This is a genomic window from Phenylobacterium montanum, from assembly GCF_018135625.1.
Lineage (GTDB): Bacteria > Pseudomonadota > Alphaproteobacteria > Caulobacterales > Caulobacteraceae > Poindextera > Poindextera montana.
The window spans coordinates 5024802-5042491 of sequence record NZ_CP073078.1 but is presented as its reverse complement, the minus strand read 5'-3'; the positions used below and the strand labels follow the sequence as shown (position 1 = coordinate 5042491).

The following is a 17690-nucleotide window of genomic DNA, read 5'->3' as shown; positions in this document are numbered from 1 at the left end:
CTTACGATTAAAAACGCAGGGAAATCCGATCATTCCCGCCCGGCCGCATAGATCTCCGCCAGCCGCCCGGCGATGCTCGCCATGCTGCTCCTCAAGGCCTCAGGCTCCAGCACCTCGACCTCGGCGCCGAAGCGCAGCAGTTCGGAGGCGGCCTGGCGGATGGAGCCGACAGGCATCACCGCCACCACCCAGCCGTCCCGGTCTGGCGGCTCGGCCCGGATCGCCCCTCGGACATAGGGTGAGAGGAACACCTCCTGCATCCGCACGCCCATGGGCGAGAAACGCACGCGCGCCTCGGTCCGGTGCAGCTCGGCCTCCAGCCGCTGGGCGCTTTCCCGCCAGTGCTGTTCGAGGTCGAAATCCTCCGGCCGCGCGAACCTCTGGTCCAGCACCTGCAGCTCCAGGATCCGGCCCACGCGGTAGGTGCGCGCAGAACCGTCCACCTGGCCGACCATGTACCAGGCGCCGCTTTTCAGCACCAAACCCAAGGGCTCGACCACCCGCGCCTTCTCGCCCCGCCAGCTCTGATAGCGCATGGAGAGCCGCCGCTGGTCCCAGACCGCGCCGGCCACCAGCGGCAGGTGCGCGGGCTGCTCGGCCTCGGCGAACCAGGCCGGGGCGTCCAGGTGGAAGCGCGCCCGCATCTGCGCCGCCCCGGCGCGAAGCTGGGCCGGCATGGCGGCGAGGAGCTTGTTCTGCGCCCCGGCCATCACCGCGCCGAGACCCAGGTCCGCCGCCGGCCCCGGCAGGCCGGTCAGGAACAGCGCCGCCGCCTCCTGGGCCGAGAGCCCGTTCAGCCGCGTGCGATAGCCGTCCAGAAGGCGATAGCCGCCGGCCGAACCCCGCTCGGCATAGACCGGCACGCCTGCGGCGCTGAGCGCATCGATGTCGCGATAGATGGTCCTCAGCGACACCTCGCACTGCTCGGCCAGGGCCGGAGCGGTCACATGCCCCTGGGCCTGCAGGGTGGTGAGGATCGACAGGAGCCGGCTGGCGCGCATGGAAAAAATTCTAAACCAACCTGACAAAAGATGACAGGTATGGGGGTCTAGGGTCTGCGCATCATCCTTTTGGGAGGAGCCCCGTAATGTCAGCCGAACCCGTGATCCTGTTCCACGCGCCCCAGTCCCGTTCGTCGGGGACCTTCTCCCTGCTGGAGGAGCTGGGCGCGCCCTATGAGCTCAAGCTGCTCAACCTGCGCGCCGGCGAGAACCGCAAGCCGGAGTACCTGGCCATCAATCCCATGGGCAAGGTGCCGGCCATCCACCACCGCGGCCAGCTAGTGACCGAGCAGGTGGCCATCTATCTCTACCTTGCCGACGCCTTCCCCGAGAAAGGCCTGGCCCCCGCCATCGGCGACGTGCAGCGCGGCCCCTATCTGCGCTGGATGGTCTATTACGCCGCCTGCTTCGAGCCGGGCATGGTCGACCGGGCCATGAAGCGCGACGCTGGCGCACTGGCCATGTCGCCCTACGGCGACTTCGATGTGGTGCTGAAGACCCTCGAGGCCCAGCTTGCGGCCGGCCCCTATATGCTGGGCGAGCGCTTCTCGGCGGCGGACGTTCTGTGGGGCTCGGCGCTCAGGTTCAGCATGATGTTCGGCATCGTGCCGGAGAACCCGACCTTCCGCGCCTATGTCGACCGCGTCACCGCCCGCCCGGCCTTCGCCAAGGTCGACGCCCACGACGCCGAGGCCTCGGCCAGATTCGCGGCGGCTGCAGAGGCGTAAGCGCTGCGTTCGATGGAGGCAGCGAAGCTTAGTTGAGATCAGCCCATTATATATTCCGCTCATCCCGGCGAATGCCGGGACGAGCGGACACTGAGTTTATCTCAATTCATCACGCGCCTATAGATCGACGCCCCCCGCCGGCTTCTTCCTGAACATGCTCTTGAACTTGGCCCAGCCCCCGGCCAGGGCTGCGATGATGACCACGAAGCCCTTTTTCAGGAACAGGATCAGCAGGGTCAGCAGCCCCGCTTTCTGGGCCAGGGCCACGCCGGCGCCGGCGGCGATCAGGCCGGCGACGCCATAGGCGGCCTTCTTGTCCGAGCCTTCCTTGTAGTCCGCATAGCGGGCGCCCGGGTTGAAGTCGGCGACCCGGGCCAGTTCGGCGGCGGCGGGGCGGACCTGGGCCAGGTGGCCCATGTCCGAGACCATATTCAGGCTGAGCACGCCTTTGCGGCCCAGTTCGCGCACGTCGTAGTTCAGGGTGTCGATCTTCTGCCCGCCGAACGCGAGGTCCTTGGCCCAGACCAGGGAGTGGTGGGCGGCGTCGTACGACGGCTGCTGCGCCCATCCGGCCAGGTGAATGGGCGGGAATTTCTGCTTCTGCCGCTCGGCGTTGTCGTCGGCCTCGCCCTTGCGCAGCTCTTCCAGCAGCTTGTCGTAGTTCATCTGCTTGGCTTGCTTGTCGGAGACATAGCCGTCGTCGATGTAGGTGATCACCGCGCCCCACCCCGCCGGATCAGCCGGGGTCTGGCCGGCCGGAAACACCATGCCGAGCACGCCGTTGGCGGCGTCCGGCGGATTGCCCCAGACCTCGGTCAGCACCTTCTTGGCGTCGTCGGGACGCAGGTAATAGTAGCGCTGGCCCAGATGCAGGGTGGCGTTCGGCTGAGACAGGACGATGTCGCCGTGCAGCGGGCTGAGGCTCTTGGCGAGGGCGTCCAGCCGCGCCGCCTCGGCGGCTTCGGAGGCTTGCGGCGAAGCCGACGAGCCCTGGGCCAAGGCAGGAGCAGCCGTCAGCGCAAAGACCGCGGCAAGGCCGGCTTGCAGATTGAATCGAGACCGAACGAACACGATGACAAATCCCCCAGATGCCCTAAAGCAAAGCTAGATGAGCTGCGGCGAGAAATCCAGGGTTGCAGAGCGACGCATCCGCGCTCCCGACCGCCTTTTGACCGCCGGCCCAACCGCGCTTAGCTTTCGCGCGTTCCGCCCGGATGAGGAGACCGCGTGACCGTCAAGGCCGCCAAACGCAAGCAGCGCCGCCCCAGGGGCGATCGCCTGACCATGGACGACCTCGCGGTCCTGGCCGGGGTCTCCAAGGTCACGGTCTCGCGCGCCCTCAGTGACAACGACCTGGTGGCCCCCGAGACGCGCAAGAAGGTGCAGGAGCTGGCGGCCAAGCACGGCTACAAGGTCAATCTGCACGCCCGCAATCTGCGCCTGCAGAAGAGCTACACCGTAGCGGTGGTGGTCGAGATGACCCCCTCCGCCGAGCGGCCGATGTCCGATCCCTATCCGCTGGAGATCCTCGGCGGCATTTCGCAGGCCCTGGCCTCGGCGGGCTACAACCTGCTGCTCACCACCGGCCGCGGTTCGCGCGAGGACCAGATCCACGCCGCCGACGGGGCGATCCTGCTGGGCCAGGGCATGGGTGACGACGCCGTGCGGCGGGTGGCGGAATCCGGCGCTCCGTTCGTTGTGTGGGGCGCTCCCCACCCCGGCCAGGACTATGTGGTGGTCGGCACCGACAACGAGCAGGGCGGCGCCCTTGCGGCCGAGCGGCTTCTTGCGCTGGGCCGGAGGCGATTGGTGTTTCTGGGCGACACCGCCCACGCCGAACTGGCCGCGCGCCTGGCCGGCTACAGGCGCGCCATCGAGGCCGGCGGGGCGCGCCTCGTGGCCAACCTCACCTGCCCCTTCACCTTCGCCGGCGGCTTCAATGCGGTCGAAAGCCTGCTGGCCAAGGACGCCAAGCCGTTCGACGGCCTGTTCTGCGGCAGCGACCTGGTGGCCATGGGCGCAATCCGTTCCCTGACCGACCATGGCCTGAGCGTGCCCGGCGATGTCTCGGTGATCGGTTATGACGACACGCCGATGGCCGCCAACTTCGTCCCGCCCTTGACCTCGATCCACCAGAACTGGCGCGAGGGAGGGATTCTGCTCGGCGAAAAAATCCTCGCCCTGATCGACGGCCAACAGCCCGCTTCCGAGGTCATGCCAGCCTCGATCTCCATTCGAAGTTCTTGAAAAATCAGGCATAGATTCCTGTCGAATTTTTATGAAATCGATTTCTTGAAATCCATTTCATTCGCAGTTAGCTTCCCCCTCGCTCAAGCTTGAGACTTGAGGTTGGGGAGGCGGTATGCGCGACAAGGCGCAACATTCGGACAAGCCGAGACGTTCGGGCGCGATGAGCACACATCGCAACGACCCGACGTGGCGGCTGACCGTCTCGGCCGCCCCCGACGCCGCCCGCGCCGATCACCACGCCAGCCTGTTCGCCCTTTGCAACGGGCGCCTGGGCGTGCGCGGCGGCTTTGAGGAAATCACCGGCGGCGAAAGCTTCCTGAGCGAAGTCTTCGACCGCACCCCGATCGCCTATCACGAGCGCTTCACCGGCTTCGCCCGCCACTCCGACACCCGCGTCCCGGTCGCCGACGGCGCCCAGATGCTGGTGACGCTGAAGGACGGCGAGCCGCTGGGCGAGATCGAAACGTTCGAGCACAGCCTGGACCTGGCGACTGGCCGCTCGTTCCGTCGCACGATCTGGCGCTCGCGCCACGGCGCCCGGATCGAGATCACCGCCGAGCGCGTGCTGCCCCGCGAGGACGAGGCGGTGCTGGCCATCCGCCTGACCCTGGCCTCGCTCGACTATCGAGGCCCGGTCGAGCTGCTCTCGCGCCTGGTGGGCGGCCGCAAGGCCGTAGCCCAGGGTGAGGACCCGCGCTTCGGCGCCGGCCAGGGCGCCCGGCTCGACACCCTGAACCGTCACGCCGAGGGCCTGGAGGCCTGGATCACCCAGCGCACCGGGGTCAGCGACATCACCGTGGCCACGGCCCAGACCCACCGGCTGGTCGCCGGCGCCGCCGAGGCCCACGCCTTTGTCGGCGAGGCAGAGACCTGCGGCGCGCGCTTCACCGCCGAACTCGAGCCGGGCGCAAAGCTGATCCTCGAGAAAGTGGTCGCCTGGACCCACGCCGAGGGCGGCGAGGAGAGCTTCCTGGTCGGCGAGGCCCGCGACCTGGCCGCCCGCAACGCGCTCCTGGGCTTCGACGCCCTGGCCGATGCCGGCGCCGAGATCCTGACCGCCTTCTGGGACCAGGCCGACATCGACGCCCCGGCCACGCCCGAGTTGGCCGCGGCCCTGCGCTACAACCTCTACCAGCTGCGCCAGAACGCCCCCCGCGACGGCAAGGTCGGCATCGCGGCCAAGGGGATCAGCGGCGAGGGCTATGAAGGCCACTGCTTCTGGGACGCCGAGGTGTTCGCCACGCCGGTGCTGGCGGTGACCGCGCCGGAACTGGCCCGCAGCCAGCTGATGTTCCGCAGCCGCACCCTGGAGCGCGCCCGCGCCCACGCCCGCGAGATGAACCACGGCAAGGGCGCCCTCTATCCCTGGCGCACCATCGCCGGCGACGAGGCCTCGGCCTATTTCCCCGGCGGCTCGGCCCAGTACCACATCAACGCCGACGTGGCCTTTGCGGTGATGGTCTATGACCGCACCACGGGCGACGAGGCCTTCATCGCCGACCACGGCGCCGAGGTGGTGTTCGAAACCGCCCGCATCTGGCCCCAGATCGGCGCCTTCGACGCCCGCCGCGGCGGCGCCTTCTGCATCTGCGGCGTGACCGGGCCGGACGAGTACACGGCCCTGATCGACAACGACCACTACACCAACCGCATGGCCCAGGCGCATCTGGACTATGCGGTCGAGCTGGCGGGCCGGCTGAAGCGCGATCACGCCGACAAGGCCGAGGCCCTGTTCGCCCGACTGGAATTGACCGAGGCGGAGGTCGCCGGCTGGGCGGCGGCGGCGAAGGCCATGCGCCTGCCCGTCGATCCGGTTCTGGGCGTGCATCCCCAGGACGACACCTTCCTCGACAAGCCGCGCTGGGATTTCGAGGGGTCCAAGGACCAGCACCCCCTCTTGCTGCACTACCACCCCCTGACCCTCTACCGGCACCAGGTCTGCAAGCAGGCCAGCGTGGTCCTGGCCCACGCCTTGGCCGCCAGTCCCGACCTGGACCAGAAGCAGCGCGACTTCGACTACTACGAGGCGGTCACCGTCCACGACTCCACCCTCTCGGCCTCGAGCCACGCCGTCCTGGCCGCCGACATCGGCGAAATGGCCAAGGCGGCGGAATTCCTGCGCGAGACCACTTTCGTCGATCTGCAGAACCTGCACGGCAACACCGACCACGGCCTGCACCTGGCCGCCGCGGCCGGCGCCTGGATGGCCCTGGTCTGGGGCTGGGGCGGCTTTCGGCCCCAGGGCGAGGCCCCGCGTTTCCGCCCGGTGCGCTGCGAGGCCGTGCCCGCCTACGCCTTCCGCCTGGTCTGGCGCGGCCGGAAGCTTTCCGTCTCGGTGAACGAGGCCGGGGTCACCTACGTCCTGGCCGAAGGCGAGCCGCTGACCATCGACCATTGCGGCGAGCCCCTGACCTTGAAGCCCAACCAGCCGGTGAAGGTCGCCCTGGCTGTCCCCCACGCCCCCGGCCGCGCCATGCTGGTTCGCAGCCCGCCCGCCTGTCGGATCGAGGCGGTGCTGTTCGACCTCGACGGCGTCCTCACCGACACCGCCCACGCCCACTACCTGGCCTGGAAGACGCTGGCCGACGAGATCGGCGCACCGTTCGACGAGAAGGCCAACGAGGCCCTGAAGGGCGTCGACCGCATGGGCTCGCTGGACCTCATGCTGAAGAAGGCCCCGCGCGCCTATGACGCCGCCGAACGCCAGGCCCTGGCCGACCGCAAGAACGGCTACTACCAGAAACTGATCGAGGGCTACGGCCCCCAGGATCTGTTCCCGGGCGCCCGCGAGGCGCTGGAGGCTTGCAAGGCCGCGGGGCTGAAGACCGCGCTGGTCTCGGCCAGCCGCAACGCCGCGACCCTGGTGCAGCGCCTGGGCATAGCCGAGCTGTTCGACCACGTGGTCGACGCCGGGACGATCCGGCGCGGCAAGCCCGATCCCGAAACCTATCTCAGCGCCGCCGCGGCGCTGGGAATCGATCCCGTCCATTGCGCCGGGATCGAGGACGCCCAGGCCGGCATAGCCGGCCTCCTCGCGGCCAGGATGTACGCGGTCGGGGTCGGCGACCCCGCCGTGCTGAGTTCGGCCGACGCAGTTGTCGGCGGGATCGATGGGCTGCGCTGGCCGCGCATCCTTTCGCTCTAACGAGACCCACGCTTAAAGGAAAAACGGAGAGGAAACATGAGCATAGGATTTCGTCGCGGCCTGATGATATCGGTTTCAGCCGCAGTGCTGACCGCTGGCGGCGCCGCCCTGGCGCAAACCGCCCCGGCCTCGGCCGCCGCCGCCCCGGCGGCCGACGCCGCGCCGGTACAGGAGATCATCGTCACCGGCACCGCGCGCACCAGCGGCCTGAACCGTCTGGACGCCGGCTTCTCGATCACCACCGCCAATGCGGTGCAGATCCACGAGGTGCAGCCGTCGAGCACGGCCAACCTCCTGAAGATCGTGCCCGGCGTGTTCGCCGAGACCACCGGCGGCACCGACGGGGCCAATATCGAGGTGCGCGGCTTTCCCACCGGGGGCGACGCGCAATACGTGACCATCCAGCTCGACGGCTCGCCGGTCTACGCCGTGCCGACCCTGTCGTTCCTGGAGAATTCGTCGATCTTCCGCATCGACGACACGGTCAAGCGGGTTGAAGTGCTGCGTGGCGGGCCGGCGCCGATCTATTCCAACGGCCAGCCCGGCGTGACCATGAACTTCATCGAGAAGAACGGCGAGACCGACCCGGGCGGCAGCTTGCGCCTCACCGCCGGCAGCGACGAGCTTTACCGCATCGACGGCTATGAAGGGATCAAGCTGGCCGAGGGCTGGTACGGCTCGATCGGCGGCTTCTATCGCAGCGCCGGCGGCGTGCGGAACCCCGGCTTCCCCGCCGACCGTGGCGGTCAGGTGGTGGCGACCCTGACCCACGATCTGGAGAACGGCTCGGTCACCGCCTACGTCCGCCACCTGGACGACGACAACACCTTCTACACCTCGGTTCCGCTGCTCTCGAGCAACGGCGGCCACACCATCTCGGCCTTCCCGGGCTTCGATCCCCTGACCGGGTCGCTGCTGGGCAATGAGTTGCGCACCTTCACCTTCCCGGTGGCTCCCGGCGTCAGCATGACCCGCGACATCACCAAGGGCCGCGGCGCCAGCGTGACCCTGGGCGGGGTCGACTATCACCAGGACTTCGACGCCTGGCACGTCAGCAACAAGTTCAACTTCACCGACGGCGACACCCCGACCTATGCGCTGTTCAACGGCGCCAACGCCTCGACGTTCAGCGATTACATTGCTGGCGTCGTCAGCACCCAGAGCAATAATATTCCTGCGGGCACGACCGGTACAGGCACGTATGTCGACAACGGTGCCGCGGTAGATCCGAACACCCAAGTAATTCCGATCGGCCTTTGGATCGTCGACAAGCATATCAAGTCGGTCACCGACGACCTCAGGGTGAGCCGCGACCTGTTCGAAGGCGACACCCTGACGGCGGGGGTCTATTTCGCCGACTATTCGGCCACCGACCACTGGTACCTCGGCAACACCGTGCTGATGAACGTGCAGAACCACGGCCGGTTGATCGACTATGTGCTGAGCAACGGCGCCGTCGGCTCGCTGCACGGCCAGGTCGGGCCGTCCTTCTTCGCGCTCAACGCCAGCTATAACGGCCGCAACATCGCCGGCTTCGTCGCCGACGAATGGAACCCGACCAGCAAGCTGAAGCTGGACGCCGGCGTCCGCTATGAGCAGGAGCACATCACCGGCTCGATCGAGAACGACAGCAGCATCGACCTCGACGGCAATCCGCTGACGCTCTACGACAACAACGCCTCGACCCCGAACGGCACCTTCAAGCCGGTCGACTTCACCGCCAGCCACGTGTCCTGGACGGCGGGCGCCAACTATCGGGTGCTGAACGACCTCAGCGTGTTCGCCCGGATCAATTCGGGCTTCCGCCTGCCGGACTTCGACGACCTGCGCAGCGGCCTGCCCCAGGTGGAGACCATCAAACAGTACGAAGGCGGGGTGAAGACCGCGACCAGCTGGTACGCGGCCAACGCCACCTTCTTCTACAACACCTTCAAGGGCGAGCCCTTCAGCCAAATCCTGTCGAGCGGAGGCCCCCCGCTCACAGAAACGCTGGCATCAGAAAGCTACGGCCTCGAAGTCGAGGGCATGGTGCGGCCGTTCCACAACGCCGAGATCGAAGCCAGCGGCAACTGGCAGGACAGCCACTACACCGACCAGATCAACAACGGGAAGCAGACCCAGCGCCAGCCGTCGTTCCAGATGCGCCTGACGCCGAGCTACACCATCCCGTTCGACTGGGGGAAAGTGAAGACCTACCTGACCTACACCCATGTGGGCCTGCGCTATGCCGACGTGCAGAACACCCAGGTCCTGCCCGAGTACGACACGCTGGACTTCGGCGTCGAGACCAACATCGGCGACCGCTGGTCGGTGCTGCTGTCGGGGACCAACGTGACCAACACCCTGGCCATCACCGAGGGCAATTCGCGGGTGCTGGGCTCCGGCGTCGGCAACGGCGGGGTCTTCGAGGGCCGTCCCCTGTTCGGCGCCGAATACCAGGTTTCGGTGGCTGTAAAGTTCTAGAGACGGTCGGGATTTACCTGAATCGCTGGTGGTTGCGGCGCGCCCCCTCCACCACTTCGTGGTCCCCCTCCCCCGCTGCACTGCATTTCGCAGGGGAGGAGATGGCGGCTTCGAGGTCTCTTCTCCTCCCCTGTTTCGCGAAGCGACACGGGGGAGGGGGACCGCCGCGCTATCAGCGCGGTGGTGGAGGGGGCGAGCCGGCCGTCGCTGATCGCGCCTGAACTCGACCCACTCTAGTCTAGGATCTATCGAACCTTGAGGCCGCGGGGCGGCGTAACTCCCCCTCCCTTCGCCCCGCGGCCCTTTTTCTGATGAGGAACCACGCCTTGAGCAAGCTGCGAACCCTGGTCGCCCTGGCGTGCGCCTACATGGTCTTCGCGGTCTTCCTCAACAGCGTCGGCACGGTCATCCTCGACTCGATCAACAGTTTCCATGTCTCCAAGGTCCACGCCAGCACCCTGGAGCCGTTCAAGGACATCACCATCGCCGTGGTCTCCTTCGCCGTGGCCTCGTTCCTGCCGCGGCTGGGCCTTCGGCGGGCGATCATGCTGGGCCTTGGCCTGGTGGCGGCCGCCTGCGGCGCCGAGGTCCTGGCGCCGAGCTTCATCGCTACCCAGGGCCTGTTTCTCGTGGTCGGCGCGTCCTTCGCCCTGGTCAAGGTGTCGGTCTATTCCTCGATCGGCCTTTTGAGCCAGGACCGGGCCGAGCACGTCAAGCTGACCAGCTTCATCGAGAGCCTGTTCATGGTCGGCGTGCTGGCCGGCTATTGGCTGTTCAGCCTGTTCATCGACCCGCGCAATCCCGGCTCGCTGGTCTGGACCCACATCTACATCCTGCTGGCGGGCCTGTGCCTGGTCGCCATCCTGCTGGTCGCCACCGCCCCGCTGGACGAGCGCGAGGCGCGGGCCACCACACCGAGATTGAGCGGCGATTTCCTGGCCATGCTGCGCCTGTGCCTCCTGCCCCTGGTGGTGGCCTTCATCGCCTCCGCCTTCCTCTATGTGCTGATCGAGCAGGGACTGGGCAGTTGGCTGCCGACCTTCAACAGCGAGATCCTGCACCTGTCGGCGCCGATGGCGGTGCAGGCGGCCAGCATCTACGCCGCCACCCTGGCGCTCAGCCGCTTTGCCGCCGGCGTATTGATGGCCCGTTTCAGCTGGTACAGGGTGCTCAACATCTGCATCATTTCCGCCGGAGCCCTGGTGGTGCTGTCGCTGCCGCTGACCCGGGGCCTGGGAGACGTGGTCGTGACCAACTGGCTGGGCGCGCCCCCGGTGGCGTTCCTGTTTCCGATGATCGGCCTGTTCCTGGCCCCGATCTATCCGGCGATCAATTCGGCCATGCTCTCGACCCTGCCCAAGCACGATCATGCGGGCATGACCGGCCTGATCGTGGTGTTCTCGGCCCTTGGCGGTACGCTGGGGTCCATGCTGACCGCACAGATCTTCACCCGTTTCGGCGGCCAGGCGGCTTTCTACTGTTCGCTGGCTCCCATGGGCCTGCTGCTGGTCAGCCTGGCGGTGTTCCGCAATCGGATCGACCGCCAGGCCGGCGAGGCGGGGCCCGAGGCCCTGGCGACAGCCTCGTGAGGCGTCCGGCGCTGTTTGCCGGCCTGATCGGCGCCGCGCTGCTGGCTGTAGCACCGGCCGCATGGCCTGCGCCCCTGCGCTTCGTCATCGACGAGGGAAGCAGCCGCAACGCCTTTTTTCAGGACGGCCCGGTCGCTGCCCACATCAACCTCACTGCCCAGCCCCGGCTGCGCCTGCTGACAGCCTTTCCGGCCGGCGACAGCGGGGTCGGCCTGTGGTTCGCCCCCACCCGGACACCCGCCCAGTGGGGTCCGGTCACAGAGCTTCGGGCCGCTGAGGCCCCCGCCCTTCATGGCGTCAGCGCCCTGCTCACGCTCCGCGCCGGTCGCCTGGAGGTCCGCCAGGCGGTGCTCGGCAGCGTGCGCAGCCTGCGCGACTATGACGACAGCGCCAAACTGCCGCCTGAGCTTGCGGCCACCGCCGAGGTTCGTGGCGCGCGCGTGACCTGGGCGCGCCCCCGCCTCGATGGTGCGCCCGGCTACAGGCTCACCCTGACGGCGTTGTCCGGCAAAGTCGCTCGCACGCCGGATGGCCGGGTGGCCTTCATCGCGCCCCACGATGGACGGCTTCGACTGCGCCTCGTCGCCCTGACCGGCGATCCGCCGCTGACGCCGATCCCTCGCAGCGAGCTTCTCACCGCGGCGGCGGCCAAGGACCAGCGCCTCGCCGATGTCCTGGCCTTCTTGACCTATGACCAGAAGATGCTGGCCGGCTCGTGGCGGTTCGACACCTATTTCGGCCGCGACACCCTCTTGAGCGTTCGCCTGCTGTCCGAAGCCCTCTCGCCGCGGGCGACAGAGGCGGCCCTGGCGGCTGTACTGGCGCGGGTCAATACCGACGGCGAGGTCGCCCACGAGGAGACCATCGGCGACTACGCCGTCCTGCAGCACAAGGCCGCGGGCGAACCGGCGACCGACACCCCGATCTATGACTATCGTCCCATCGACGGCGCCTATCTGCTGGCGCCGGTCATGGCCCACTACCTCCTGGAAACGACCGCGGGCCGCGCGCGGGGCGCAGCGTTCCTGGATCGGCCTGGCGTTCGGGAGGCCCTGGCGCGCAACGCCGCCTGGGTGCTGCGGCAGGCCGCGCCCTTCGGCGCACACCCCGAGGCGAAGAGCCTGATCGCCCTCAAGCCCGACGCCCTGGTCGGCGAGTGGCGAGACAGCCTGGAGGGGCTTGGGGGCGGCCGTTATCCCTATGACGTAGATGCTGTGCTGGTCCCCGCAGCGCTGGATTCCATCGCTCGGCTGGCCAAGGCCGGCCTGCTGGCCGATCCGGACCACGCCCTGGCCGTCAAGGCCGAGGCGCTGGCCAAGGTCTGGACCTCGAAGGCGCCGCCCCTGTTCGACGTCTCCTTGCCCGCGCCGGATGCTGCGGCGGAGGCGGGCGCCTACGCCGAGGCGCTGAAGGTCGACCCCGCGCCCGCCGTGACCGCATTCGGCGGCGCCGGCCCCCTGCGTTTCCATGCGCTGGCGCTGGACGCGGGCGGGCGGCCGATCCCCGTGCTGCATTCCGACGAAGGCTTCGCCCTGCTGTTCCTCGACCCGTCGCCGGAAGCGCTGGAGCAGGCGGTGACCGCCGCGATGCGGCCCTTTCCCGCCGGCCTGATGACCCCTGTCGGCATGGTCGTCGCCGACCCGGCCTTCGCCGACCCCGCCCTGCAGCCGCGGTTCGGGCCCGACCACTACCACGGCGCGGTGGTCTGGTCGTGGCAGCAGGCCCTGTTCATCGCGGGCCTGGAGCGTCAACTGCAAAGGGGCGATCTGCCCGCCTCGACGCGCACAATCCTGGCCGCCGCACGCGATCGCCTGTGGCGCGTGGTCGAGGCGGCGCGGTCCGAGCGCAATGCCGAACTCTGGTCCTGGTCCTACCGGAACCATCGCTATCGGATCGAACCGTTCGGCCAGCGCGGCTCGGACCGGACCGAGTCCGATGCGGCGCAACTCTGGAGCACGGTCTATCTCGGGGTGAACAAGCCTCAGCGATAAGCGACGCCGCTTGCCGCCGTTTTCTTGTCGGCGAGGTTGAAATCAGCCGGGGTTCGAGCCTGGCGCACTGAAGCCCCTTGGCGAGCGGCGCAATAGGCGCCTATGGTTGCCGATCCAGACCATATGTCCGCAAAGGGCGATCCTGATGGGACAGCAGTCGCGGCGCATGCCGGTGAGTGAGGGCGGACCCGACCAGATCGACGTCGAGGTGGGGCTGAACCTGCGACGAATGCGGCTGGCCCGTGGGTTTTCCCAGACCGAACTCGGCAATGCGCTAGGGGTCTCCTTCCAGCAGATACAGAAGTATGAGCGGGGATCCAACCGCCTTTCGGCCTCGATGCTGGTCAAGGCGGCGCGGTTCCTGGCGATTTCCGCGGCCGACCTCTTGCCGATGGACGACGACGTCAAGCCGATCCCCAACTTCATCCACCGGTTCGCCGAGGTGCGGGGCGTGCCCGAGCTGGTCGACGGCTATTGCACCCTGCGCAATCCAGCCCTGCGCAGCGTGCTCTTGCAGCTGGTCAAGGCGATGAACGGGAAGCCGGCGGCCGAGGCCAGGCCCATGGCCGGCGAAGCGGCGGCGTCCCCCCCTCCATGATCACCCCGCCCAGGATCGCGCCCAGGAGCAGGAAGCCGATCGAGAAGTTGCCGAACAGGTAGGCGCGATAGAGGGCCTGCGGATTGACCAGGAAGGCGAGGTGCGTCAGCACCGCGATAGCCTGGAAGCCCGCCGCGCAGATCGGCCAATAGCGCCCGTAGCGCATCGCCAGGGCGGCGAGGCCCACCAGCGTCAGGAAGTCCACCGCCAAGATGCCGTACTGCGGCTGGTACCAGCTCTCGCGCAGCTCGACGATGGGGGTCAGGATCCAGGCCGCCCCCACAAGGCTCGCCCCCAGCCGCTCCGGCCGCCCGCCCTTCCACAGCGCAGCACTCCAGGCCAAGGCCAAGGCGGCCCAGCCGACGATCTGGGCGGAGGTCATGCCGAGCGCTCGGCGAACGAGTGGGCGTTGGAGCTGCACCGCCGGCCTTGCCGACACGCCCCAACCCACCGACAAAAAAGGTTCGGGGCCGCGCTCGCGCGCGGCCCCGGCGACCGCTGGTCGGGAAGCGGTCGCAGCGCCGAACAGCCGCGGGGGGAAGCGGCGTCGGCGAAGCGGTGGGGGGGGCGAGCCACCGCTTCATCCCGGAAGCGCGCCTTGGGACAGCGCTCAGGAGACGGCGTGCAGGCGGCCCATCGGCTCCGTGAGGTTCGCATCGGGTTTGTCGCCCCCATTGCCGACCATGACCGCGCCCAGGCCCAGCTGCTTTTTTAGGTCGCCGAGTTCGACATGGGTAGCGACGATCTCGCGTCGGGCGGCCACCAGGGTGGTGAAGGCGGCGCTGGAGCGTTCGATAGCGTCCTGCCCTACCGTCGCCGAAAGGCCGGCGTTGCGGCGTTCGTTGATCAAGGCCGCAGTCAGACGGGTGGCCTGAAGGATCGCGTCGTCGATCGCCTGTTCGGCGGCGAACAGTTCGGGGGCTATGGCTTCCATGGCCTTGCGGCGCTTCACAAGCATGTGCGACCTCCTCGGCCGCCACGCCTGTCTAAGGGTGCGGCCCGGGAATGAGCGGTTGGGGTTGGGAGTGCGCCGGCGGCCCGTGCCGCTCGAGAAGGCTCTCCAGGGCGGCCAGGCCCGCCAGGGTCCCCCCAGCGGTCAAAGCGAACAGGACCGAGATCAGCCCGATCGCAGCAAGGGTGGCGAGGGGCCCTAGTCCATGCCGACCTCCGTCAGTGACGGCGCCCGCACCCCATCGATCAGGCTCCAGGCGAGGGTCAAGAGCTCGCGATAGAACAGCTCCGGCGGGTTCATCCGCGCCGAAACCCTGAGAACCTCGGTCTCCCAGGCCGCCCGCTCGAAGTCCGGACCGGCCAGGCTGCGCAGCTGGCGCTCGATCTGCGACCAGCCGATCCGCGGCAGGAGTTCGCTGTCCCGCGGCTCGATCGGCGGGAACCGACACTGAAACTCGCGCACCCGCTTGGTGCGAAACATCGCGTGCTGGATTCTCGCATCCAGGTTCGCCACCGCCATCTCGTCCACGCCCGGCTCCTCCGCTGAGAACCAGGCCAGGGAACGAGGCTTCCCCGCCTTCGTCACCCGGGGCCGATTCCCGGGGGAACGCTTTCCGGGGGGAGATGGCGCCAAAACGCGAGACCAGAACCTGCGCGGCCTCCTGGCGCGTACGCGCGCCCAGCTTCACCCGGGCGGTGTCGAGATAGCTGTCGACGGTCTTTGGGGCCACGCCCAGGCGGGCGGCGATCTGTTTTGAGCTGTAGCGCTCGACCACATAGCAGAGGCAGTCCCACTCACGGTCGGTGAGCAGATCCGCTTCGGCCTTCACGCTGTCGCCAGCCTCACGCATGCGGCGAAGGTAGCACCACCCCCAGCTTCAACCAATCCGTCATCCTAGGAGATTGCATCTCCCTGACCCATTCAGGGAAGATTTTTCTCAATGTCCCCGACCATCAAATCAAGACCCGTCCGCTTGGGTTGCGACGAGCGGACGGGTCCTGGGCCTTCGGCTACTTCGCCGCCACCAGAGGCAGCCACACCGCGCTGGCCTGGCCGGCCGACCGCAGAATGGTCTGGGTCGCCGCTTTGTAGTCGGACGGCTTGGCGAAGAAGATGTTGTCCACGTAGGTCTGCGGATTGCGGTCGTAGAGCGGGAACAGGGTCGACTGGATCTGCACCATGATCCGGTGCCCCGGCAGGAACACGTGGTTGGTGGTCGGCAGGCCGAATTTGTATTCCTGGGCCTGGCCGGACGGGATCGCGCTCGGATGCTCGAAGCTGTTCCGGTAGCGGCCGCGGAAGATGTCCAGCGAGACGGGCAACTGATAGCCGCCCATGTCCGGCTTTTCCGCCACCTGGTCCGGATAGACGTCGATCAGCTTGACCACCCAGTCGCTGTCAGTTCCGGTGGTGATCGCCCAGAGGTCGGCCACCGGCGCGCCGCTGATCTTGACCGGCGCCGTGAGCGGTTCGGTCTCATAGGTCAAAACGTCCGGCCGGTCGGCGATGATGCGCTGGTCGGTGACCAGCCAACGCTGCCAGGCGGCGCCGTCGGCGAAGCGCACCGGGCGCGGCAAGTAGGGCACGGGCTTGGCGGGGTCGGAGACGTAGGCGTCGCCGGCGCCCTTGGCCGCCGCCGGCGCGTCAAAGCCGAGCTTGAAACCGGCTTGGAGATAGAGCGGCTTCATCGGCGCGGCGCAACCCGAGGCGCAGGCCTGAGGCCAGTCGGCATAGGTCTCCCAATGATTCTCGCCGGTGTTGTAGATCAGGGCCCGAGGGGTGTCGGCCTTGGGCGCGCCGGGCTTCAGATACTGGTCGAAGAACGGCTTCAGATAGTCGCGCCGCCATTGCAGCGCGGTATTGCCGTTGAAGATCAGCGGCCCGAGCGTCAGGCCGTCGTGGTTGGCGCCGCTGTGCCGCCAGGGCCCCATCACCAGATAGTTGTTGGCCTCAAAACCCTTGGCCTTCAGCGCGCTCCAGGTGTGGATGGCGCCCCACATGTCCTCCTGGTCCCACAGGCCCTGCTCCCACATGGTGGGGATGGTGGTCGGATGGGCGGCGACCAGCCGGACGAGGTCCTGGCCCTGCCAGAAGGCGTCATAGGCTGGGTGCGCCTCCAACCGCTGCATGAAGGGATAGATGTCGACCCCATGGGCCTTGGCGTAGGCGCCGGCCGAGCCTGCCTCGCGCAGGGCCTCGAAGTCGTCATAGGCGTCGCGGTCGATGGAATGACCCATGCCGCGCGCGGTGTTCTGCTCGGTGACGAAGTCCATGTTGTTCTGGCGGAAGGCGCCGTGATGGAACCAGTCGTCGCCCATCCAGCCGTCGATCATCGGGCTCTCCGGCGCGGCGACCTTCATCGCCGGGTGCGGGTCCAGGAGGGCCATCACCACCGTATAGCCCTCGTAGGACGAGCCCAGCATGCCCACCCGGCCGCTGGCTTCAGGCACGTTCTTGACCAGCCAGTCGATGGTGTCCCAGGCGTCGGTGGTCTCGTCGGTATTGCTGGGGTTCAGCGGCCCACGCACCGGGCGCGTCATCACGTGGTCGCCCTGGGAGCCATACTTGCCGCGGATGTCCTGAAAGACGCGGATATAGCCATCCTTCACGAAGAGCTGGTCGGCCTCGGGCACGGCGTTGACCAGATGGGGCGCGCTCTGGACGTGGTGCTCGGCGTCGTAGGGGGTGCGGGTCAGGATCATCGGCGCGTCGTGCGCGCCCTTGGGGACCATGATCACGGTGAACAGCTTCACCCCGTCGCGCATCGGGATCATCACCTCGCGCTTGACGTAGTCGTAGTTGGTCGTCGGGACCTCGACCTTGGCGGGGAAGTCGTTGGTCCCGATAAGCATCGCCGCATCCGGCTTGGCCGGCTGGGCCGAGGCCGAAAACGCAGACGTCGCCAGGGCCAGCGCCGCAGCGCTGACCGTCCACACACGGATCATTCGAAAGCCTTCCTGAAACTCGAATTTT

13 protein-coding genes and 1 pseudogene are annotated in these 17690 nt (G+C 67.9%); 7 read left to right on the top strand and 7 right to left on the bottom strand.

Features of this window, described 5'->3' with window-relative positions:
• Positions 1-29: 29 nt before the first annotated feature.
• On the bottom strand, positions 30-1001 hold the full coding sequence (locus KCG34_RS23035) for a helix-turn-helix transcriptional regulator (RefSeq protein ID WP_211937932.1): 972 nt from the start codon (positions 999-1001) through the stop codon (positions 30-32).
• Between the two features lie 86 nt (positions 1002-1087).
• Here KCG34_RS23035 and KCG34_RS23030 point away from each other — a divergent pair, with 86 nt between their 5' ends.
• A complete protein-coding gene (locus KCG34_RS23030) occupies positions 1088-1729 on the top strand; it encodes a glutathione S-transferase family protein (protein ID WP_211937931.1) in 642 nt (213 codons plus the stop codon).
• A 117-nt stretch (positions 1730-1846) separates the two neighbouring features.
• On the opposite strand, the gene KCG34_RS23025 is transcribed toward KCG34_RS23030, so the two are convergent.
• Positions 1847-2800: a DUF2167 domain-containing protein gene (locus tag KCG34_RS23025; protein ID WP_211937930.1), complete on the bottom strand. Its 954-nt coding sequence runs from the start codon at positions 2798-2800 to the stop codon at positions 1847-1849.
• 156 nt (positions 2801-2956) lie between these two features.
• Here KCG34_RS23025 and KCG34_RS23020 point away from each other — a divergent pair, with 156 nt between their 5' ends.
• The 6 genes from KCG34_RS23020 to KCG34_RS22995 all read left to right on the top strand — a co-directional run bounded on the left by KCG34_RS23020 (position 2957) and on the right by KCG34_RS22995 (position 13765).
• Positions 2957-3976, top strand: a complete 1020-nt coding sequence (locus KCG34_RS23020) for a LacI family DNA-binding transcriptional regulator (protein ID WP_211937929.1) — start codon at positions 2957-2959, stop codon at positions 3974-3976.
• A gap of 115 nt (positions 3977-4091) precedes the next feature.
• Positions 4092-7124 carry a beta-phosphoglucomutase gene (gene pgmB, locus KCG34_RS23015; protein WP_211937928.1) on the top strand — a complete coding sequence of 1011 codons (3033 nt, stop codon included), beginning with the start codon at positions 4092-4094 and terminating at the stop codon, positions 7122-7124.
• Between the two features lie 36 nt (positions 7125-7160).
• On the top strand, positions 7161-9587 hold the full coding sequence (locus KCG34_RS23010; RefSeq protein ID WP_211937927.1) for a TonB-dependent receptor: 2427 nt from the start codon (positions 7161-7163) through the stop codon (positions 9585-9587).
• Positions 9588-9913: 326 nt separating this feature from the next.
• Positions 9914-11176, top strand: a complete 1263-nt coding sequence (locus tag KCG34_RS23005; RefSeq protein WP_211937926.1) for an MFS transporter — start codon at positions 9914-9916, stop codon at positions 11174-11176.
• Positions 11173-13167 carry a hypothetical protein gene (locus KCG34_RS23000; RefSeq protein WP_211937925.1) on the top strand — a complete coding sequence of 665 codons (1995 nt, stop codon included), beginning with the start codon at positions 11173-11175 and terminating at the stop codon, positions 13165-13167. Before KCG34_RS23005 ends, KCG34_RS23000 begins: the two co-directional genes overlap by 4 nt.
• A 145-nt stretch (positions 13168-13312) precedes the next feature.
• Positions 13313-13765 carry a helix-turn-helix domain-containing protein gene (locus tag KCG34_RS22995; RefSeq protein WP_249138127.1) on the top strand — a complete coding sequence of 151 codons (453 nt, stop codon included), beginning with the start codon at positions 13313-13315 and terminating at the stop codon, positions 13763-13765.
• Here the strand turns inward: KCG34_RS22995 and KCG34_RS22990 are convergent.
• From KCG34_RS22990 to KCG34_RS22975, 5 genes and pseudogenes are all read right to left on the bottom strand, one after another.
• Positions 13689-14147, bottom strand: coding sequence for a hypothetical protein (locus KCG34_RS22990; RefSeq protein ID WP_211937924.1), 459 nt, complete (start codon positions 14145-14147; stop codon positions 13689-13691). The genes KCG34_RS22995 and KCG34_RS22990 overlap by 77 nt on opposite strands.
• 228 nt (positions 14148-14375) lie before the next feature.
• Entirely contained in the window at positions 14376-14723 is a 348-nt protein-coding gene (locus KCG34_RS22985; RefSeq protein WP_211937923.1) for a hypothetical protein, read from the bottom strand.
• A gap of 192 nt (positions 14724-14915) precedes the next feature.
• Positions 14916-15245 carry a hypothetical protein gene (locus KCG34_RS25970; RefSeq protein ID WP_249138395.1) on the bottom strand — a complete coding sequence of 110 codons (330 nt, stop codon included), beginning with the start codon at positions 15243-15245 and terminating at the stop codon, positions 14916-14918.
• Positions 15246-15423: 178 nt separating this feature from the next.
• Positions 15424-15567, bottom strand: a pseudogene (locus KCG34_RS25965) (LuxR C-terminal-related transcriptional regulator); the annotation flags it as partial.
• Positions 15568-15727: 160 nt separating this feature from the next.
• Positions 15728-17662 (bottom strand): CocE/NonD family hydrolase, encoded by a 1935-nt coding sequence (locus KCG34_RS22975; protein ID WP_211937921.1) that lies wholly within the window; start codon positions 17660-17662, stop codon positions 15728-15730.
• Positions 17663-17690: the final 28 nt, after the last annotated feature.

Bases quoted from the DNA above. Each gene is read 5' to 3' on its own strand.
- KCG34_RS23035 (WP_211937932.1), bottom strand. From the start codon at position 1,001: ATGCGCGCCAGCCGGCTCCTGTCGATCCTCACCACCCTGCAGGCCCAG.
- KCG34_RS23030 (WP_211937931.1), top strand. From the start codon at position 1,088: ATGTCAGCCGAACCCGTGATCCTGTTCCACGCGCCCCAGTCCCGTTCG.
- pgmB (WP_211937928.1), top strand. From the start codon at position 4,092: ATGCGCGACAAGGCGCAACATTCGGACAAGCCGAGACGTTCGGGCGCG.
- KCG34_RS23010 (WP_211937927.1), top strand. From the start codon at position 7,161: ATGAGCATAGGATTTCGTCGCGGCCTGATGATATCGGTTTCAGCCGCA.
- KCG34_RS22995 (WP_249138127.1), top strand. From the start codon at position 13,313: ATGGGACAGCAGTCGCGGCGCATGCCGGTGAGTGAGGGCGGACCCGAC.
- KCG34_RS22990 (WP_211937924.1), bottom strand. From the start codon at position 14,147: ATGACCTCCGCCCAGATCGTCGGCTGGGCCGCCTTGGCCTTGGCCTGG.
- KCG34_RS22985 (WP_211937923.1), bottom strand. From the start codon at position 14,723: ATGCTTGTGAAGCGCCGCAAGGCCATGGAAGCCATAGCCCCCGAACTG.
- KCG34_RS22975 (WP_211937921.1), bottom strand. From the start codon at position 17,662: ATGATCCGTGTGTGGACGGTCAGCGCTGCGGCGCTGGCCCTGGCGACG.